We start from the raw sequence: 15193 nt of genomic DNA, 5'->3' as shown, positions 1-15193 counted from the left end.
CTCGTTTAAAACGCCACGTTGTCCTTGCCCTTCAGGCCCAGCTTGGCGCGCGCCTCGTCAGGCGTGGCGATATCCAGGTTCAGGGCTTCGAGAATGCCGCGGATGCGCTCCACCTGGACGCGATTGGATTCCGCCAGCTGACCGGGGCCGATCCACAGGGAATCCTCCAGCCCGACCCGCACATTGGACCCCATGGCCGCGCCGATGGTCGCAAGCTGCATCTGGCTGCGGCCCGCGCCCAGGATCGACCATTCATAGTCATTGCCGAACAGGCGGTCGGCCGTGCGCTTCATGTGCATCAGGTCTTCGGGATGCGGGCCGATGCCGCCCAGGATGCCGAACACGGACTGGATGAACGGCGGCGACTTGACCAGGCCGCGGTCCACGAAGTGGACCAGGTTGTAGAGGTGGCTGATGTCGTAGCACTCGAACTCGAAGCGTGTGCCGTTGGCGTTGCCAAGCTTCAGGATGGACTCGATATCCTGGTAGGTGTTGCGAAAGATCAGCGACCGGCTGTTCTCCAGGTGCTCGCGTTCCCAGTCGTGCTTGAAGTCCTTGAAACGGTCCAGCATCGGAAACAGGCCGAAGTTCATCGAGCCCATGTTCAGCGAGGCCAGTTCCGGCTGGAACGTGGTGGCCGGACGCATGCGCTCTTCCACCGTCATGTGCGGACTGCCGCCAGTGGTGATGTTGATGATGGCGTCGGTCTCGCGCTTGATCCGCTCCAGGAACGGCTTGAACAGCGCCGGATCCTGCGACGGCTTGCCCGTCTGCGGATCGCGCGCGTGCAGATGCAGCACGGCGGCGCCCGCGCGGGCGGCGCCGATGGCGGCTTCGGCGATCTCGTCGGCGGTGACCGGCAGGTGCGGCGACATGCTGGGGGTGTGGATGGCGCCCGTCACGGCGCAGGTAATGACGACTTTCGGTTTGGGCTTAGCCATTGTTGTCTCCGTTGCTTTGCTTGTGACGCATCAGGCGCATCAGTTTTTCGTCGCGCCAGAAGCGGCGCTTGGCAAGATCTTCCCGCGGCAGCAGGCTGCGCCGCTCGTCGGACAGGGCGTCGACCAGCGCCCCATCCCAGGCGACGCATTCGCCCTGCGTGGCGCCGATGGATTGATAGAGGCCACCATAGCGCTGGCAGTAGTCCGCGATGCCGCCGGGCGCGTTCAGGTCTATGGTTTCAAACGGCCCCATGAAGGACCAGCGCAGGCCCAGGCCATCCTTGACCGTGGTGTCGATGTCTTCGGCGCTGGCGATGCCCTCGCCGGCCAGCCGGAAGGCTTCCTGCAGCAAGGCGCCCTGCAGGCGGTTCAGAATGAAACCTTCGATCTCTTTCCTGACCAGCACCGGCTTCTGGCCGATGGCGATCATCACGGCGCGGGCGCCGTCCAGCGCCTCCTGGCTGGTCCAGGGCGCGGGGCACAGCTCCACGACCGGAATCAGGTAAGGCGGATTGACCGGATGCGCCACCAGGCAGCGGTGCCTGCCGGCCAGATGTTCGGTGAACTGGCTGGCCGTGATGCTGGAAGTGGAGCTGCCGATGATTGCCTGCGGTTCGGCCAGGGCGTCGAGTTCCGAGAACAGCGCGCGCTTGATCTCCACCTTTTCGGGGGAGTTCTCCTGGACGTAGCTGGCGCCTTTCAGGGCGTCCTGCAGGCTGGCGGCCGCCTGGACATGCGCGACGACGGCGTCGGCATCGTCCAGGAGGCCCTGGGCTTCCAGTTCGCGCAGCTGTTGCAGGATCAGGGTACGGGCCTCGGCCAGCATGGCGGCGTTGACGTCATAGAGCCGCACCTCCCAGCCCATGCGTGCGAACACGATGGCCCAGCCCTGGCCGATCAGGCCGGTTCCGATGATGGCGGCGCGGCGCGCCGGGGAGCCGGCGCCCATCAGTAGAGCTTCTGCGTGAAGCCGTCCACCACGATGGCCTGACCCGTGACACTGCGGGCGGCCTCGCTGGCGTTGAACAGCACCATGTTGGCGATATCGCGCGCGGTCACCATGCGGCCCAGCACCGCCTGGTTTTCATATTGGGCGGCGATCTCTTCGACCGGGCGGCCCAGGGTGCCGGCCTTGGCGGCGATAACGGCGCGGATCCGCGGCCCCTCGACCGCACCCGGCAGAATGGCGTTGACCCGGATGCCATGGCCGCCCAGTTCAATGGCCAGCGACTTGGTGAAGCCGATCACCGCCCACTTGGACGCGGAATAGACCGACCGCCCGGCGAATCCCAGATGGCCGGCGGCCGAGGACAGGTTGATCATCACGCCCGCGCAGGACTCCTTGAGGAGCGGAATCGCCTGCCTTGCGCACAGGAACTGGCCGGTGATGTTCACGGCCAGGGTGCGGTCCCAGTCCGCCTTGGACAGGGTTTCCACGTAACCCGTAGGCCCCGCCACGCCGGCGTTATTGATCAGGATGTCCAGCCCGCCCAGTTTCTGCTTGACCTCGGCAAAGAGCGCGCTCACGCTGTCCTCGTCCGATACGTCGGCATGCGCCGCGTGCACCCCGGGCAGTTCGGCCGGCAGCGCGGCCAGCCGCTCCTCATTCACGTCGCACACGAATACCGTGGCGCCCGCGTGGCGGAACACCTTGGCCATCTCCAGGCCCAGGCCATCCGCGCCGGCGGTGATCAGCACCTTTTTGCCGGCGAAATCAACTTCCTCGAACATGCTTCCGTCTCCTAGGAATATTCTTAAAAGCGCGTTTTATGATATACGATATATGATTAAAACAGCTATTCTGAGATGCATCCAAGCGTAGCCGCAGCGCTCAAAAGCAGCCGTTCGCCTGACGGAATTATGCGCTTCATTACCCTTCATATCGGCCGCTAAGGCTTTATTCATGCGGTTTCAGGGAATTCCCTGATTCGGCTTGCGGCAGCCGACACTAGAATCCAAGGCGAGGGTTTTACGCCCGGCCGGCTCATATATCATATATACAAAAAGACGGACCACACTCAAGCTAGTCCGCATCCCATACCGACAAAGGAGCGTAGACAGTGTTCAAGTTCAACAAAATTGCTTTGGCGCTGGGCGTTTGCAGCGTGCTGGCAAGCGGCACCGCAGCGGCCGACATGAAAGTAGGCGCCCTCTTCCCGTTCAGCGGCGCGCTTGCGCTGCTTGGACAAGAGAGCTACCGCGGCCTGGAACTGGCCGTCAATGAGATCAACGCCGCAGGGGGGATCAACGGCGAGAAGATCGAAATCGTGAAGGCCGACGCTGTCGACCCCACGCAGGCCGTGTCGGAAACCAAGCGCCTCATCTCGTCCAACGTGGTCGGCGTGTTCGGCAGCTACGCCTCCGGCATCTCGTACGCGGCATCGCCCGTCACCGAGCTGGCCGGCGTGCCGTACTTCGAGCTGGGCGCCACCGCGCACAAGATCACCACCCGCGGCTACAAGTACCTGTACCGCAGCAACCCCAACACCGCGCTGTATGGCGTGTCGGTGGTGAACGCGCTGCATGACACCATCGCGCCGGGCATGGGCCTGAACCCCAAGGACATCAAGATCGGCATCATCCACGAAGACGGCCCCTATGGCACGGACGTGGCGGCGACCGAAAAGAAGCGCGCCCAGGAACTGGGCTACAACGTGGTCGAAGTCCTGCCGTACTCGGCCAAGACGGTGGACCTGTCGTCGCTGATCCTGCGCCTGAAGAGCGCCAAGGTCGACGTGGTGCTGCAAACGGCCTACCAGAACGACGCCATCCTGTTCTTCAGCCAGGCGCGCGCCGCGGGCTTCAAGCCCAAGGTCGTGATCGGCGCGGGCGGCGGCTACTCGCTGGCGGATACCGCCAAGGCCGTGGGCGCCGACATGAACGGCGTGTTCGACCTGGACTTCCCGCAATCGTCCATCAATCCGGCCGGCGCGCCGGGCCTGGACAAATTCCTGGACGCCTACAAGGCCACCTACAAGAGCGATCCGCAATCCGGCCACAGCCTGACCAACTATGTCGGCGCCAAGGCTTTCTTCGAAGCCATCGGCAACGCCAAGTCCACCGACAAGGACAAGATCCGCGCCGCGGTCCTGGCATACAAGAAGCCCGCAGGCCAGACCGCCAACGGCTGGGCCTTCGACTTCGGCGAAGACGGGCAGAACAATGCATCCACCTTCTATGTGATGCAGTGGCAGGATGGCAAGCTCGTCACCATCGCGCCCGGCAACCTCGCACTTGGCAAACCCGTCTTCAAAAAATAAGCGCGACGCCAGCGGTCGGGCGCTAGGGGGCGCCTGACCTCACCCGGGGCCCGGCGCCCCTGTCCTTGCCCGCGGCAAGGACAGGGGCGCCCTCCCGCACTTAGAGGTTGCACCATGGAATTATTCATTCAACTGGTCATCAATGGCCTGTTGCTGGGCGGCGCATACACGATCATCAGCCTGGGGCTGACGCTTATCTTCGGCGTCGTGCGCGTCGTGAACTTCGCGCACGGCGAATTCCTGATGATAGGCATGTACATGGTCTATCTGATCGCGGCGCAGTTCGGCGTTCATCCCTATGCGGGACTGATCCCGGTTGCCATCATTCTGTTCGCGCTGGGCGCGCTGACGCAGAAAGGCATCATCCAGCCGCTGCTCAATGCCGACCAGCACATCCAGATCTTCGCCACGGTGGGCGTGTCCACCATACTCCTGAACCTTGCGCTGGTGATCTTCGGCGCCAACGTCTACCGCGCGCCGGTGGAGCTGGGCACGAACGCCATCGATGTCGGCCCGTTTTCGATGGTGACAGGCCAGATCATCACCTTCGTGATCGGCCTGAGCCTGGCCGTGCTGCTGCACCAGTTCATGCACCGCACATACCTGGGCCGCGCGTTGCGCGCCGTTGCCCAGCATCGCTACGCGGCCACCCTGATGGGCGTCAATGTCAATAACGTGTACGCCATCGCCTTCGGCCTGGGCACGGCTTTCGTCGGCATCGCCGCGGGCCTGCTGGCGCCTCAGTATCCCGTGTTCCCCACCGTGGGCACGTACTTCGTGCTGACCGCCTTTGTGATCGTCGTGCTCGGCGGCCTGGGCAGCCTGTACGGCGCGGTCGCCGGGTCCATGATCATCGGCATCGTCGACACGCTGGCGGGGTTCTACATCGCCCCCGACCTGAAAGAGGTCGTGTATTTCGGGATCTTCCTCTTGATCCTTGTCCTGCGACCGAACGGCCTGTTCGGCGTCGGTACAGAGTGACCAGAACTACAAGGAGCGAGACGTGTTTCCCGACTTTCGACACCCCAAAGCCTACGTCAGCCTCATCCTGCTGATCGTGATGTTCCTCGTGCCCGTCGTGATGGGCACGCCTTTCTGGACCAACCTTTTCGTCCTGCTGTTCGTGTTCTCCGCGCTGTCGGTGGCCTGGAACGTCGTGGGCGGCTATGCCGGCCAGCTGTCCCTGGGCCATGCGGTGTTCTACGGCATCGGCGGCTATACGGCCACGCTGCTCACGCAGAACTTCGGCATTTCGCCGTGGATCGGCATGCTCGCCGGCGCGGCGATCTCGGCCGCGGTCGCCATCCTGATCAGCTATCCCACGCTGCGCCTGCGCGGCCCCTTCTTCGCGCTGGCCACCATCGCCATCCTGGAAGTGGTGCGCCTGCTCGTCATCCACGAAGAAAGCTGGACGGGCGGATCAAGCGGCATCAGCCTGCCGCTGAACATCGGCTGGGCGTGGATCGTGTTCCGCGAGAAAATCAACTACGTCATCATCGCCTTCGGCCTGTTCCTGTTCGTGACCTGGGTGTCCTGGTACATCCGCAAGTCGCGCATCGGGCACTACCTGATCGCCATCCGCGAACGCGAAGACGCGGCGCTTGCCGTCGGCATCCACACCGTGCGCGTGAAGATCATCGCGGCGGTGGTGTCGGCCATGCTGACCAGCATCATCGGCACCTTCCACATCACCTACCTGACCTTCGTGGATCCCAGCTCGGCGTTCTCGCTGGAGCTGTCCATCCAGGTGGCCATGTTCGCCCTGATCGGCGGACTGGGCACCGTGTCCGGCCCGATCGCGGGCACGTTCCTGGTGCTGCCCATCGCCGAACTGGCGCGCGGCTGGCTCAGCAGCGTGGGCAACGGCATGCACGGGCTGATCTACGGGCTGATCCTGGTGGCGGTGGTGCTGACGATTCCGCGCGGCCTGGCCGGCGCGTTCGGCCCGTTCGTCGAGCGCCAGCTTGCCCGCCTGCCCTACCTGGGCAAGCCCCGCGCGAAACTCAAGCTGGCCGACGAGATACGCCTGCGCAGCGCCGCCCCCACCGGCCAGCCCGTGCTGAAGGCGGACAAGCTGTTCAAGAGCTTCGGCGGCCTGCGCGCCACCAACGACGTGTCGCTGACGCTGAACCAGAACGAAATCCTGGGCATGATCGGGCCCAATGGCGCGGGCAAGACCACGGTGTTCAACCTGCTGTCTGGCTTCCTGGCTCCGGACAAGGGCGATATCTCCATGCTGGACGCCGACGGCAACTGGGTAACGTGCAAGACGCCCGACGCATTCGCGCACAAGGGCCTGGGCCGCACGTTCCAGATCGCCAAGCCGTTCACGGGCCTGACGGTGCTTGAGAACATCATGCTGGGCGCCTTCATCCGCACGTCCAACCGCGACGAGGCCGAACAGATCGCGCTGAAGGTGGCCGAGCAGACCGACCTGCTCAAACACCTGAACACCGAGGCGCGCAGCCTCACGGTGGGCGGGATGAAACGCCTGGAGATTGCCCGCGCGCTGGCGATCAAGCCCAGGATCCTGCTGCTGGACGAGGTGATGGCGGGCCTCAACCCCACCGACATCGAAAAATCCATCCAGATGATCCGGCGCATCCGCGATTCGGGCGTATCGGTGCTGCTGATCGAGCACATGATGCAAGCGACGATGGCCCTGTCCGACCGCATCATCGTCCTGAACGAAGGCGGCGTGCTGGTCAGCGGCGCGCCCAAGGACGTGGTGGAGAACCCCGCCGTCATCGAAGCCTATTTGGGCAAGGAGTACCAGGATGCTTAAGGTTTCGAATCTGTCTTCGGGCTATGGCAAGAGCCAGGTGCTCAACGGCCTGAACTTCGAGGTCCGCGCGGGCGAGATCGTGACCCTGATCGGCGCCAACGGCGCGGGCAAGACCACCACGCTCAAGACCTTGTGCGGCGTGATCAACGCCACGCAGGGCAAGGTGGAATTCGAAGGCCAGGACCTGACCAACCATCACCCCTACGACATCGTGGATGCCGGGATCACCATGATCCCCGAAGGCCGCCAGCTGTTTCCGCACTTCACGGTGCGCGACAACCTGCTGATGGGATCGTACAAGCGCGCGGCGCGCCCCATCGTGCAGCGCAAGCTGGAAGAAGTCCTGCGCATATTCCCGCGCGTGAAGGAACGCCTGAGCCAGTACGCCGGCTCGCTGTCGGGCGGCGAACAGCAGATGGTGGCCATCGCGCGCGGCATGATGGCCGACCCCAAGCTGCTGGTGTTCGACGAGCCGTCGCTGGGCCTGTCTCCGCTGCTGGTGCAGCAGATGTTCGACATCATCCGCGACGTCACCTCGCACGGCGTGACCGTGCTGCTGGTGGAGCAGAACGTCTTCCGCACCCTGCGGCTGGCGGATCGAGGCTATGTGCTGGAGAACGGCGCCATCGTGCGCACCGGCACGGGCGCCGAGCTGCTCAGCGACCCCCATGTCAAGAAGGCCTATCTGGGCCATTGAATCCAAGGACCCTCGTTTTATGTCTTTACGCTGCACATTCATCGATCATGGCAAGGGCGGCACGCCCGACTGCATGCGCGTCGTGGAACGCGACATGGAATCGCCCGTCGGCCGGCAGGTGCTGATCGAAGTGGCCTACGCCGGCGTCAACCGCCCCGACGTGCTGCAACGCTCGGGCTCCTACCCGCCGCCTCCGGGAGCCTCGCCCTACCTGGGCCTGGAAGTATCGGGCACCATCGTGGCCGTCGGCCCCGAGGTCCATGCCTGGAAGGTCGGCGACCAGGTCTGCGCACTGACGCCCGGCGGCGGCTATGCGCAGTACTGCCTGGCCGACGAACGCCACTGCCTGCCGGTGCCGCGCGGCCTGGACCTGCTGTCCGCCGCCGCGATTCCCGAGAACTACTTCACCGTCTGGACCAACGTATTCGACCGTGCCCGCCTGTCCGCCGGCGAGAAATTCCTCGTCCACGGCGGCTCCAGCGGCATCGGCCTGACCGCCATCCAGCTGGCGAACGCCTTCGGCGCCGAAGTCTGGACCACCGTGGGCAACCAGCAGAAGGCGGATGCCTGCCTGAAGGCCGGCGCACACCACGCCGTGCTGTACCGCGACAAGGATTTTGAATCCGAGCTGCGCGCAGCCACCGGGGGAGCCGGGGTCGACGTGATCCTGGACATGGTGGGCGGCACCTACATCAACAAGAACCTGCGGCTGCTGGCGCTCAATGGACGGCTGGTGCAGATCGCCTTCCTGGAAGGCAGCAAGGCCGAGATCGACGCGCTGCCTATCATGATCAAGCGCCTGCAGTTCACCGGCTCCACGCTGCGCCCGCGTTCGGACGATGACAAGGGCGCCATCGCCCAATCGCTGGCCGCCAAGGTGGTGCCGCTGATGGAAAAGGGGCAATGCCTGCCGCTGATACACGAGGTCTTCCCCCTGGCCGAGGCGGCACGCGCGCACGCGCTGATGGAGAGCAGCAAGCACATCGGCAAGATCATGCTGAAGGTGCGGCAATGACCCCGCGCTTTCAGGATCAGGTCGCCATCGTCACGGGCGCGGTCGGCGGCATCGGCTCGGCCATCGTCGAGGGGTTTCTGGCCGAAGGCGGACGCGTCGGTCTCATCGACTTCAACTCGCAAGCAGGCCAGGCCTACGAGAAAGAACTCAGGAAGCGTGGCCACAAGGTCTGCTTCGTGCACGCGGATGTCTCGCATTTTGACCAATGCCAGGCCGCCTATGACCGCATCACGGAAGAGCTGGGCCCCGCGACCATCCTGGTCAACAACGTCGGCATCTCGCCCAAGACGAACGGCCGCGCGCTGAAGGTCTGGGAAATGCCCCCCGCCGAGTGGAACAACGTGGTCTCGGTAAACCTGAACAGCGTGTTCTACATGACGCACCTGGCCACGCCGCACATGGTGCGGGCGCGCCAGGGGCGCGTGATCAACATGTCGTCGGTGGCGGGCAAGGCGTACTGCGACATCGTGGCGGCGCACTACGCGGCGACCAAGGCCGGGTTGATCGGCCTGACCCGCCACTGGGCCGCCGAACTGGGCGAGCACCAGGTCACCGTGAACGGGCTGGCGCCGGGACGGATCAGCACGCCATTGCTCAAGAGCGTGCCTCAAGAGATCAATGACGCCGTCGCCGCGGTGACCGCGCTGCGGCGCCTGGGCACGCCCGAAGAAGTGGCGGACGCCTGCCTGTTCTTTGCATCCGACCAGGCGCGCTTCGTGACCGGACAGGTGTTGGATGTCGCCGGCGGATGGCTGATGACATAGCAAAAGGCCCGTTCAAGCGGAACGGGCCTTTTGCTTATGACGGGCGCCGAAGTCAGTCTTGCGCGCCCAGGCGGTAGACCACCGTATCCAGCCGGCTCACGCCCGCTGCCTGGAACTTGGGCTCCTTGTCCAGGATGTCCCGGCGGTCGATGATCGCAGCGGGCGATACACCAGAGAAAATCGCCTGCACCTCGGCATCCACCACCGAGAACGGCGGCCCCGCCATCTCTTCCTGCGGATAGTCCAGGGTGATGAGCAGGCCCCGGTACGCTGGCGACAATTGTCCGTAGACGTGGCGCACATAGTCCGCGCGCATGGCCTCGGGCAGCGCCACCAGCGCCGCGCGATCGTACACGCCGACGCAATGCGACAGCACCTGCGCATCCAGCTTGAAGATGTCGCCGCAGATGATCTCGATATTGCCCGCCACGTAGTGCCTGCCGTAGGAGGACTCGTGCGTGACGGGCCGAAGCTCGTTCTCGGCGAAGAATTGCTCCACCGCCAGTTGCGACAGCTCGGCGCCCAGCACCGGATGGCCCTGCGCGGCAAGCCAGACCATGTCCAGCGACTTGCCGCAAAGCGGCACCAGCACCTTGCCTCCCTGCGGCACGGCCAGCGCCGGCCAGTACTTCTGCAATAGCGGCGTTATCCGCGTTTGATGAAAGTGCGTGCGCCCTTCGCGCCACCGTTCCAACCAGAATTCCGCGTCCATATTTTGTCTGCTCCTCCTATGAATCCGTGCCGCGACTTCGCAGTAACGTTTCGCCCCCGGACCGGGCCGGACGCCATCAGCGTAGCCGCGCCAGGCCCCGGGGTGCTCGATCGCACGCAAAGCGGGGTCGGGGCATTGTAGTGCCCGGCTGCAGGTGACGCCCGGCCGTCGCACCGGTATGCTTGAACGCAAGCTTGCCCTCCCCCGGAACCAATGCCCGACGCCCTGCACCTCCAGGCCTTGCTAGACCAGTGCGCCGACAAGCGCGAGTCCGCGCTGGCCGAGCTCTATCGCTTGGCGTCGCCGCATCTGTTTGCGCTTGCCCGACGTATGTTGAGAGACCAGGCCGCCGCGGAGGATGTGCTGCAGGAGTGCTTCGTGATCATCTGGCGCCAGGCCGGCCAATACCGGGCGGAACGGAGCCAAGCCATGACGTGGATGACGCGCATCGTCCGAAACCGCTGCATTGATCGCCTGCGCCGTCCCGACAGGGAGGTGCCGGATCCGGACGACAGCCTGACGCTGGCCATGGCCGACGAGGGCCCCGGGCCGCTGGCGCAATTGCAAGCCAGCCAGGACGGCCGCCGCCTGGCCGACTGCATGGGGCAGCTGGAGGGCTCGCAACGCGTCGCCATCGCCATGGCCTTTTTTGATGACCTGGCGCATCCCGATATCGCGGCACGCCTCGGCACCCCGCTGGGAACAATAAAAAGCTGGATCCGCCGTGGCCTGCAACGGCTGAAAAGGTGCCTGGAATGAATTACCGCGATCCAGACCTGCAAGATCGCCTGGCCGCCGAGTACGTGCTCGGGAGCCTGCGCGCGGGTGCGCGGCGCCGCTTCGTCCGGCTGATGCGCGATGACGCGGCCCTTCGGCGCACCGTCGCCGAATGGGAAGACAGGTTGTTGCCGCTGGCGCTGGCGCTGCCGCCCGAAACACCGCCGGCGCATGTATGGACGTCGATCGCCACGCGCATCTCGCTGGTGTCCCCGGCGCCTGCCCGGACCCCGCTCTGGCGCGGCCTGGCGTGGTGGCGCGCACTGTCCGCGGGCCTGGCCACCGCCGTGGTGGTGTTGGCCTTCCTGATACTCAGTCCCTCCGCCCCGCCGGATGCTCCGCGTACCGTCGCCGTACTGTCGGGCGAAAACACGCCTGGCGCGCTGGTGGTCAATCAGCTGCCGGACCAGCGCCTGGCGGTCCAGCCCATGCAGGACCTGGCAGCCCTGGCCGATGGCCGCGCGCTGGAATTGTGGGCAATCTCGCCCGGCCAGGCGCCGCGCTCGCTAGGGCTTGTCGCCCCTGGCCAGACCACCCTGCTCAGCCCGCGCCTGCCGCCGCTGCAGGGCGACACGGTTGCCATCACGCGGGAACCGCAAGGCGGCGCGCCCAACGGCGTGCCCACCGGCCCGGTCGTGCTGAGCGGCAAGGTTATTTGATTAGGGTTTATCCCAGGCTCGGAGCTGCATCCGGCGGCCTTTCTGTCTCGTATCTCCTCATGACGGCCACACAAAAGGAGATCGTCATGAAACTGATAGCCTCGATTGCCATTGCCTGCTCCGCGCTGACGCTGTCGCCCACGTTCGCGGCCGACGTCATGGTCGGCGGCCAGGCGATGATGCCCAGCAGGACCATCGTCGCCAACGCCGTGAATTCCGCTGACCACACGACGCTGGTCGCTGCGGTCAAGGCCGCGGGTCTCGTGGATACGCTGCAAGGCAAGGGCCCGTTCACGGTCTTTGCGCCTACCAACGCAGCCTTTGGCAAACTGCCGGCCGGCACGGTCGACACGCTCGTCAAGCCCGAGAACAAGGCCACCCTGACCAAGATCCTGACTTATCACGTGGTGCCCGGAAAGCTGGACTTCGACGCGCTGGCGGCCAAGGTCAAGAAGGGAGGCGGTTCCGCCGAACTGGCCACGGTCAGCGGCGGCAAGCTCTGGGTGGCGATGAACGGCAAGCACAACCTGACCTTGAAGGACGAGAAAGGCGGCGTATCAACCATCAGCACCTATGACGTCTACCAATCCAACGGCGTGATCCACGTCATCGACACAGTGCTGATGCCCAAGTAATGCAGGCAGGCCTGCACGGATGAAGGCCCGGCACGCCCGCGGGCGCTTCATTCGCAAGGGTTCCGGTATCGTAGGGCCCGAACTGCCACCTGACCGCGCACGCGCGGTACGCTTCGCAACTGGACCCTGCCAAAAAAACCACCCGCGGCACGCGCCTTGAACATCAGGCGCGGTGAATGAAGCTGCGGATGTCGTCGGCGATCGGCACCGCGGCCAGCAGCGTCAGCAACAGCGCAAGCGGCCAGGTCGAACCGAAGCCGAAGTGGAAGAACGAGTACGCGCCCGTCACGCCGCCCACGAAGAACAAGGTGACCATCAGGCTCAGCACGATCAGCTTGCCGCGGTCGGCGCGCACGGGCGGCATGGCCTGGGCATCGCCCTTGGCCACGTTCCAGTAAAACAGCTTGCCAAATTCGATGCCGATGTCGGTCACCATGCCGGTTACGTGCGTCGTCCGGATCTCGGAGCGCGAGACCTTGGTGATCATCGCGTTCTGCAAGCCCATGATGTAGCAAAGCAGCATCACGGTGCCGGGCACATAGAACCAGCGCAGCGATTCCAGGTTGGCGCCCAGCAGGCCAAAACCCAGCAGCAGGGCCGCCTCGAGCAAGAGCGGCAAGGCATATTCGCTGGCCAGCCGGGACCTGCGCCCGAAGTTGATCAGGAAAGCGGAGCTTGCCGCCCCGGCCAGAAAGGAAATCAGCGCGGCCAGTCCTTGCACCACCACCACCACGCCGCCCAGCGCCATGTGATCCGCCATCATCGACACGATGCCCGACATGTGCGATGTGTACTGCTGGACGGCCAGGAAGCCTCCGGCGTTTACCGCGCCCGCGGTGAAGGTCAGGAAATAGGCAAGATGCCTGTTGGCTTGCGGACTGCGGCTGACGGCCGTCAGCCGGCGCAGATACGGAATGGCCACGCTTGTCCCTTCAAAACAAGAACGTACTCACTGCGATGTGGATCACATTCTAGTCGGCGCGGGCACGGAATGATCAAGGCTTGGCGACGGGAAAGTACATGCCGCCCAGGCTCCCGTTGTGCCCGCAGTAAGGCGGGCCCATACCGGACTTCCCGCCGGCCGGCGGGTTCTCGGCAATATTCACGGCCGCTCCCTTGCGGGTGAGCGTCAGCGTCCAGCCCTCGGCCTGCGGATCCTCGACGACCAGGGTGTTGCCCTTCACGGTGCCGATGCCGCTGACATCGCAAACCCAGCGGCCATTCTGCGGGTGCGCCGCCGACCCGTCGAACAACAGCCGCCCGTCGGCCTGCTTCTTGACCGAGAACCCTCCCGCCAGGTTCTCCCATTCTCCTTCGAAGCCATTGCGTCGTTTGAAAGACAGCGATGCCAGAAAGGCGTCCCTGTACTTCATCCGGTCGGCCAACTCCTCGGGCGGCGTACCGCTGCCGAACGGATTGGCGTAGGCCTCGTCCCGCACCTGCACGAAGTAGCGCTGGTCTTCCGTCAGCGCCTTGGCGGCTGCGGAATCCAAGGATTTCCTTGCCCTGGTGTAGAGCTTGGCAATGCTGGCGTCCTGCGCCGCCAGCGCGCCATCGGCGCAGATCGCCTTTTCGACGTCCGTCCGCGCCCGGGCGCAGTCAAACGACGGCTTCCCGGCAGCCCAGACGGGCATCGCGGCAAGGGCTAACAAGAGCGCCGGCACATAGGCATGGCGTTTCATAGGGAAAACTCCCGCAGGTTGGCGACGCGCTCGGCTAGGCCGTCCGCGCCAAGGTAGTGGCCCAGCTTGCCCGCGCGCACGCGCCGCAGGTCTTCCTGGTAGCTACTGGTCATCGAATCCCGGGTTTCGGCATAGGCGGCGGCAACGGCCTCGCCCCCCGCTTGCGCCACCAGGCGCGCGGCTTCGGGCGAGCCGCAAGCGACACATCGCGCCACGCCCAACGCGTCGGCAACGGCACCGTGTTCCAGCAGCCGCGCCACCAGTTCCGGAACAGGCTTGCGGTCGAAGCGGTGGATCGCCGTGGCGCTGACCGGCGAGCCCGCGTCCAGCAAGGCCTGGGCCGCGGCGTAAGCGTGCTGCATCAGGGCGACGTCCACCGCTTGCGCGCTGCCGCGCAGCGGAAGGTCAAGGCGCACCCCTTGCGCCGCGAGCTGGCGCACCAGCGCGGCATCATCGTGGGCCAGCGCATGCTGCAAGGCCAGGCTGGCAACCCCCGGCGAATCGGCCAGCGTCCCGGCCGCCAAGGGGCCGCGCCAGTCCACCAGCGCGCGCCGGTAGAACGCGGCCAGCTTGTCCGCCAGCGCTTGCGGCATGCCGTGATCCGACACGCGCTCGTCCAGGTATTCCAGCACCCGCACGCCGGGGCTGTCCTCGTCCGTCTCCGGGTCCGTCTCCAGGCACAGCGCGGCAAACGCGCTGTACAGGTCTGGAGCAATGGTCGCGATGCCGTCCTGCTGCAAGGCATGCGTCCAGCCCGGCAAGCCTTGCTTCCATGCGACGACGCTGCCCGCGCGGGGGCCAGGCTCCATCGCCAGATAGATGCGGTCGCAGTATTCAAAGCCGCCGATCGGCAGGTAGCGCAGCTTGCCGTTCCAGGTTTCGCCGTCCTCGGAGGCGGCCTCTTCGGCGCACTCCTGCTCGTGTTCGATCCAGCCTTGGAGGTCACGATAGTGATCGCTGCCGTCGTAGAACAACTCGGCCCAGCTCAGGGCCTCTTCGTTGCCGTCCATCCGCGCGCGCAAGTCGTACGCCAGTTCTCCGCCCGAGGTCAGGCGCCACAGGTCCAGCAAGGCCTGCGGCAAAGGGCCCTCGCATGCGGCCTCGATCTCCGCGATGCGCGCATCGGGCAAGGGCGGCTGCACACCGATCAGCACGCGGTCCGCGAACACCGCAATGCCATGCTCGCGCAAGGCCTGCAGTTCTTCGGGAGAAAAAACGTCGCTCATGTCGAATCTTCAGGAATGGGACTGCTGCGATTCTACTAGC

15 protein-coding genes and 1 pseudogene are annotated in these 15193 nt (G+C 65.1%); 9 read left to right on the top strand and 7 right to left on the bottom strand.

Features of this window, described 5'->3' with window-relative positions:
- Window positions 1–5 precede the first annotated feature (5 nt).
- Genes HLG70_RS29305 through HLG70_RS29295 form a run of 3 tightly spaced genes read right to left on the bottom strand, consistent with a single transcriptional unit; the run spans window position 6 to window position 2672 of the window.
- Window positions 6–941: a 3-keto-5-aminohexanoate cleavage protein gene (locus tag HLG70_RS29305; protein WP_171663124.1), complete on the bottom strand. Its 936-nt coding sequence runs from the start codon at window positions 939–941 to the stop codon at window positions 6–8.
- The gene (locus HLG70_RS29300) at window positions 934–1890 is read right to left on the bottom strand and encodes a 3-hydroxyacyl-CoA dehydrogenase (RefSeq protein WP_171663123.1); all 957 of its coding nucleotides are present in this window, start codon (window positions 1888–1890) and stop codon (window positions 934–936) included. Before HLG70_RS29300 ends, HLG70_RS29305 begins: the two co-directional genes overlap by 8 nt.
- Window positions 1890–2672, bottom strand: coding sequence for an SDR family oxidoreductase (locus tag HLG70_RS29295; RefSeq protein WP_171663122.1), 783 nt, complete (start codon window positions 2670–2672; stop codon window positions 1890–1892). The genes HLG70_RS29300 and HLG70_RS29295 overlap by 1 nt, the downstream gene beginning before the upstream one ends.
- A 329-nt stretch (window positions 2673–3001) precedes the next feature.
- Here HLG70_RS29295 and HLG70_RS29290 point away from each other — a divergent pair, with 329 nt between their 5' ends.
- The 6 genes from HLG70_RS29290 (at window position 3002) to HLG70_RS29265 (ending at window position 9462) form a co-directional block, all read left to right on the top strand.
- Window positions 3002–4201, top strand: coding sequence for an ABC transporter substrate-binding protein (locus tag HLG70_RS29290; protein ID WP_171663121.1), 1200 nt, complete (start codon window positions 3002–3004; stop codon window positions 4199–4201).
- Between the two features lie 114 nt (window positions 4202–4315).
- Window positions 4316–5182 carry a branched-chain amino acid ABC transporter permease gene (locus HLG70_RS29285; RefSeq protein WP_171663120.1) on the top strand — a complete coding sequence of 289 codons (867 nt, stop codon included), beginning with the start codon at window positions 4316–4318 and terminating at the stop codon, window positions 5180–5182.
- 22 nt (window positions 5183–5204) lie between these two features.
- A complete protein-coding gene (locus HLG70_RS29280; protein ID WP_171663119.1) occupies window positions 5205–6986 on the top strand; it encodes a branched-chain amino acid ABC transporter ATP-binding protein/permease in 1782 nt (593 codons plus the stop codon).
- Window positions 6979–7683 (top strand): ABC transporter ATP-binding protein, encoded by a 705-nt coding sequence (locus HLG70_RS29275; RefSeq protein WP_171663118.1) that lies wholly within the window; start codon window positions 6979–6981, stop codon window positions 7681–7683. Before HLG70_RS29280 ends, HLG70_RS29275 begins: the two co-directional genes overlap by 8 nt.
- 19 nt (window positions 7684–7702) lie before the next feature.
- On the top strand, window positions 7703–8698 hold the full coding sequence (locus HLG70_RS29270) for an NAD(P)H-quinone oxidoreductase (protein WP_171663117.1): 996 nt from the start codon (window positions 7703–7705) through the stop codon (window positions 8696–8698).
- Window positions 8695–9462 carry an SDR family oxidoreductase gene (locus HLG70_RS29265; protein WP_171663116.1) on the top strand — a complete coding sequence of 256 codons (768 nt, stop codon included), beginning with the start codon at window positions 8695–8697 and terminating at the stop codon, window positions 9460–9462. Before HLG70_RS29270 ends, HLG70_RS29265 begins: the two co-directional genes overlap by 4 nt.
- Window positions 9463–9514: 52 nt before the next feature.
- Here HLG70_RS29265 and HLG70_RS29260 read toward each other — a convergent pair whose 3' ends face one another.
- A complete protein-coding gene (locus tag HLG70_RS29260; RefSeq protein WP_171663115.1) occupies window positions 9515–10174 on the bottom strand; it encodes a thiopurine S-methyltransferase in 660 nt (219 codons plus the stop codon).
- A 213-nt stretch (window positions 10175–10387) separates the two neighbouring features.
- On the opposite strand from HLG70_RS29260, the gene HLG70_RS29255 reads away from it, so the two are divergent.
- From HLG70_RS29255 to HLG70_RS29245, 3 genes are all read left to right on the top strand, one after another.
- Window positions 10388–10933, top strand: coding sequence for a sigma-70 family RNA polymerase sigma factor (locus HLG70_RS29255; RefSeq protein WP_171663114.1), 546 nt, complete (start codon window positions 10388–10390; stop codon window positions 10931–10933).
- A complete protein-coding gene (locus HLG70_RS29250; RefSeq protein WP_171663113.1) occupies window positions 10930–11610 on the top strand; it encodes an anti-sigma factor in 681 nt (226 codons plus the stop codon). The genes HLG70_RS29255 and HLG70_RS29250 overlap by 4 nt, the downstream gene beginning before the upstream one ends.
- Before the next feature lie 86 nt (window positions 11611–11696).
- On the top strand, window positions 11697–12245 hold the full coding sequence (locus HLG70_RS29245) for a fasciclin domain-containing protein (protein WP_171663112.1): 549 nt from the start codon (window positions 11697–11699) through the stop codon (window positions 12243–12245).
- A 184-nt stretch (window positions 12246–12429) separates the two neighbouring features.
- Here HLG70_RS29245 and HLG70_RS29240 read toward each other — a convergent pair.
- The 3 genes and pseudogenes from HLG70_RS29240 to HLG70_RS29230 all read right to left on the bottom strand — a co-directional run.
- A pseudogene (locus HLG70_RS29240) lies at window positions 12430–13167 on the bottom strand (YoaK family protein); the annotation flags it as partial.
- A 73-nt stretch (window positions 13168–13240) separates the two neighbouring features.
- Window positions 13241–13927 carry a lysozyme inhibitor LprI family protein gene (locus tag HLG70_RS29235; RefSeq protein ID WP_171663110.1) on the bottom strand — a complete coding sequence of 229 codons (687 nt, stop codon included), beginning with the start codon at window positions 13925–13927 and terminating at the stop codon, window positions 13241–13243.
- On the bottom strand, window positions 13924–15153 hold the full coding sequence (locus HLG70_RS29230; protein ID WP_171663109.1) for an SMI1/KNR4 family protein: 1230 nt from the start codon (window positions 15151–15153) through the stop codon (window positions 13924–13926). Before HLG70_RS29230 ends, HLG70_RS29235 begins: the two co-directional genes overlap by 4 nt.
- Window positions 15154–15193: the final 40 nt, after the last annotated feature.

Source organism: Achromobacter deleyi (assembly GCF_013116765.2).
Taxonomy (GTDB): Bacteria; Pseudomonadota; Gammaproteobacteria; order Burkholderiales; family Burkholderiaceae_B; genus Achromobacter; species Achromobacter deleyi_A.
The sequence above is the reverse complement of the archived record's forward strand: the minus strand, read 5'-3'. Positions and strand labels throughout refer to the sequence as shown.

What these genes read in the sequence shown, in the direction of transcription:
- HLG70_RS29305 (WP_171663124.1), bottom strand. Translation starts at nt 941, where the DNA reads ATGGCTAAGCCCAAACCGAAAGTCGTCATTACCTGCGCCGTGACGGGC.
- HLG70_RS29300 (WP_171663123.1), bottom strand. Translation starts at nt 1,890, where the DNA reads ATGGGCGCCGGCTCCCCGGCGCGCCGCGCCGCCATCATCGGAACCGGC.
- HLG70_RS29295 (WP_171663122.1), bottom strand. Translation starts at nt 2,672, where the DNA reads ATGTTCGAGGAAGTTGATTTCGCCGGCAAAAAGGTGCTGATCACCGCC.
- HLG70_RS29285 (WP_171663120.1), top strand. Translation starts at nt 4,316, where the DNA reads ATGGAATTATTCATTCAACTGGTCATCAATGGCCTGTTGCTGGGCGGC.
- HLG70_RS29275 (WP_171663118.1), top strand. Translation starts at nt 6,979, where the DNA reads ATGCTTAAGGTTTCGAATCTGTCTTCGGGCTATGGCAAGAGCCAGGTG.
- HLG70_RS29270 (WP_171663117.1), top strand. Translation starts at nt 7,703, where the DNA reads ATGTCTTTACGCTGCACATTCATCGATCATGGCAAGGGCGGCACGCCC.
- HLG70_RS29265 (WP_171663116.1), top strand. Translation starts at nt 8,695, where the DNA reads ATGACCCCGCGCTTTCAGGATCAGGTCGCCATCGTCACGGGCGCGGTC.
- HLG70_RS29260 (WP_171663115.1), bottom strand. Translation starts at nt 10,174, where the DNA reads ATGGACGCGGAATTCTGGTTGGAACGGTGGCGCGAAGGGCGCACGCAC.
- HLG70_RS29255 (WP_171663114.1), top strand. Translation starts at nt 10,388, where the DNA reads ATGCCCGACGCCCTGCACCTCCAGGCCTTGCTAGACCAGTGCGCCGAC.
- HLG70_RS29250 (WP_171663113.1), top strand. Translation starts at nt 10,930, where the DNA reads ATGAATTACCGCGATCCAGACCTGCAAGATCGCCTGGCCGCCGAGTAC.
- HLG70_RS29245 (WP_171663112.1), top strand. Translation starts at nt 11,697, where the DNA reads ATGAAACTGATAGCCTCGATTGCCATTGCCTGCTCCGCGCTGACGCTG.
- HLG70_RS29235 (WP_171663110.1), bottom strand. Translation starts at nt 13,927, where the DNA reads ATGAAACGCCATGCCTATGTGCCGGCGCTCTTGTTAGCCCTTGCCGCG.
- HLG70_RS29230 (WP_171663109.1), bottom strand. Translation starts at nt 15,153, where the DNA reads ATGAGCGACGTTTTTTCTCCCGAAGAACTGCAGGCCTTGCGCGAGCAT.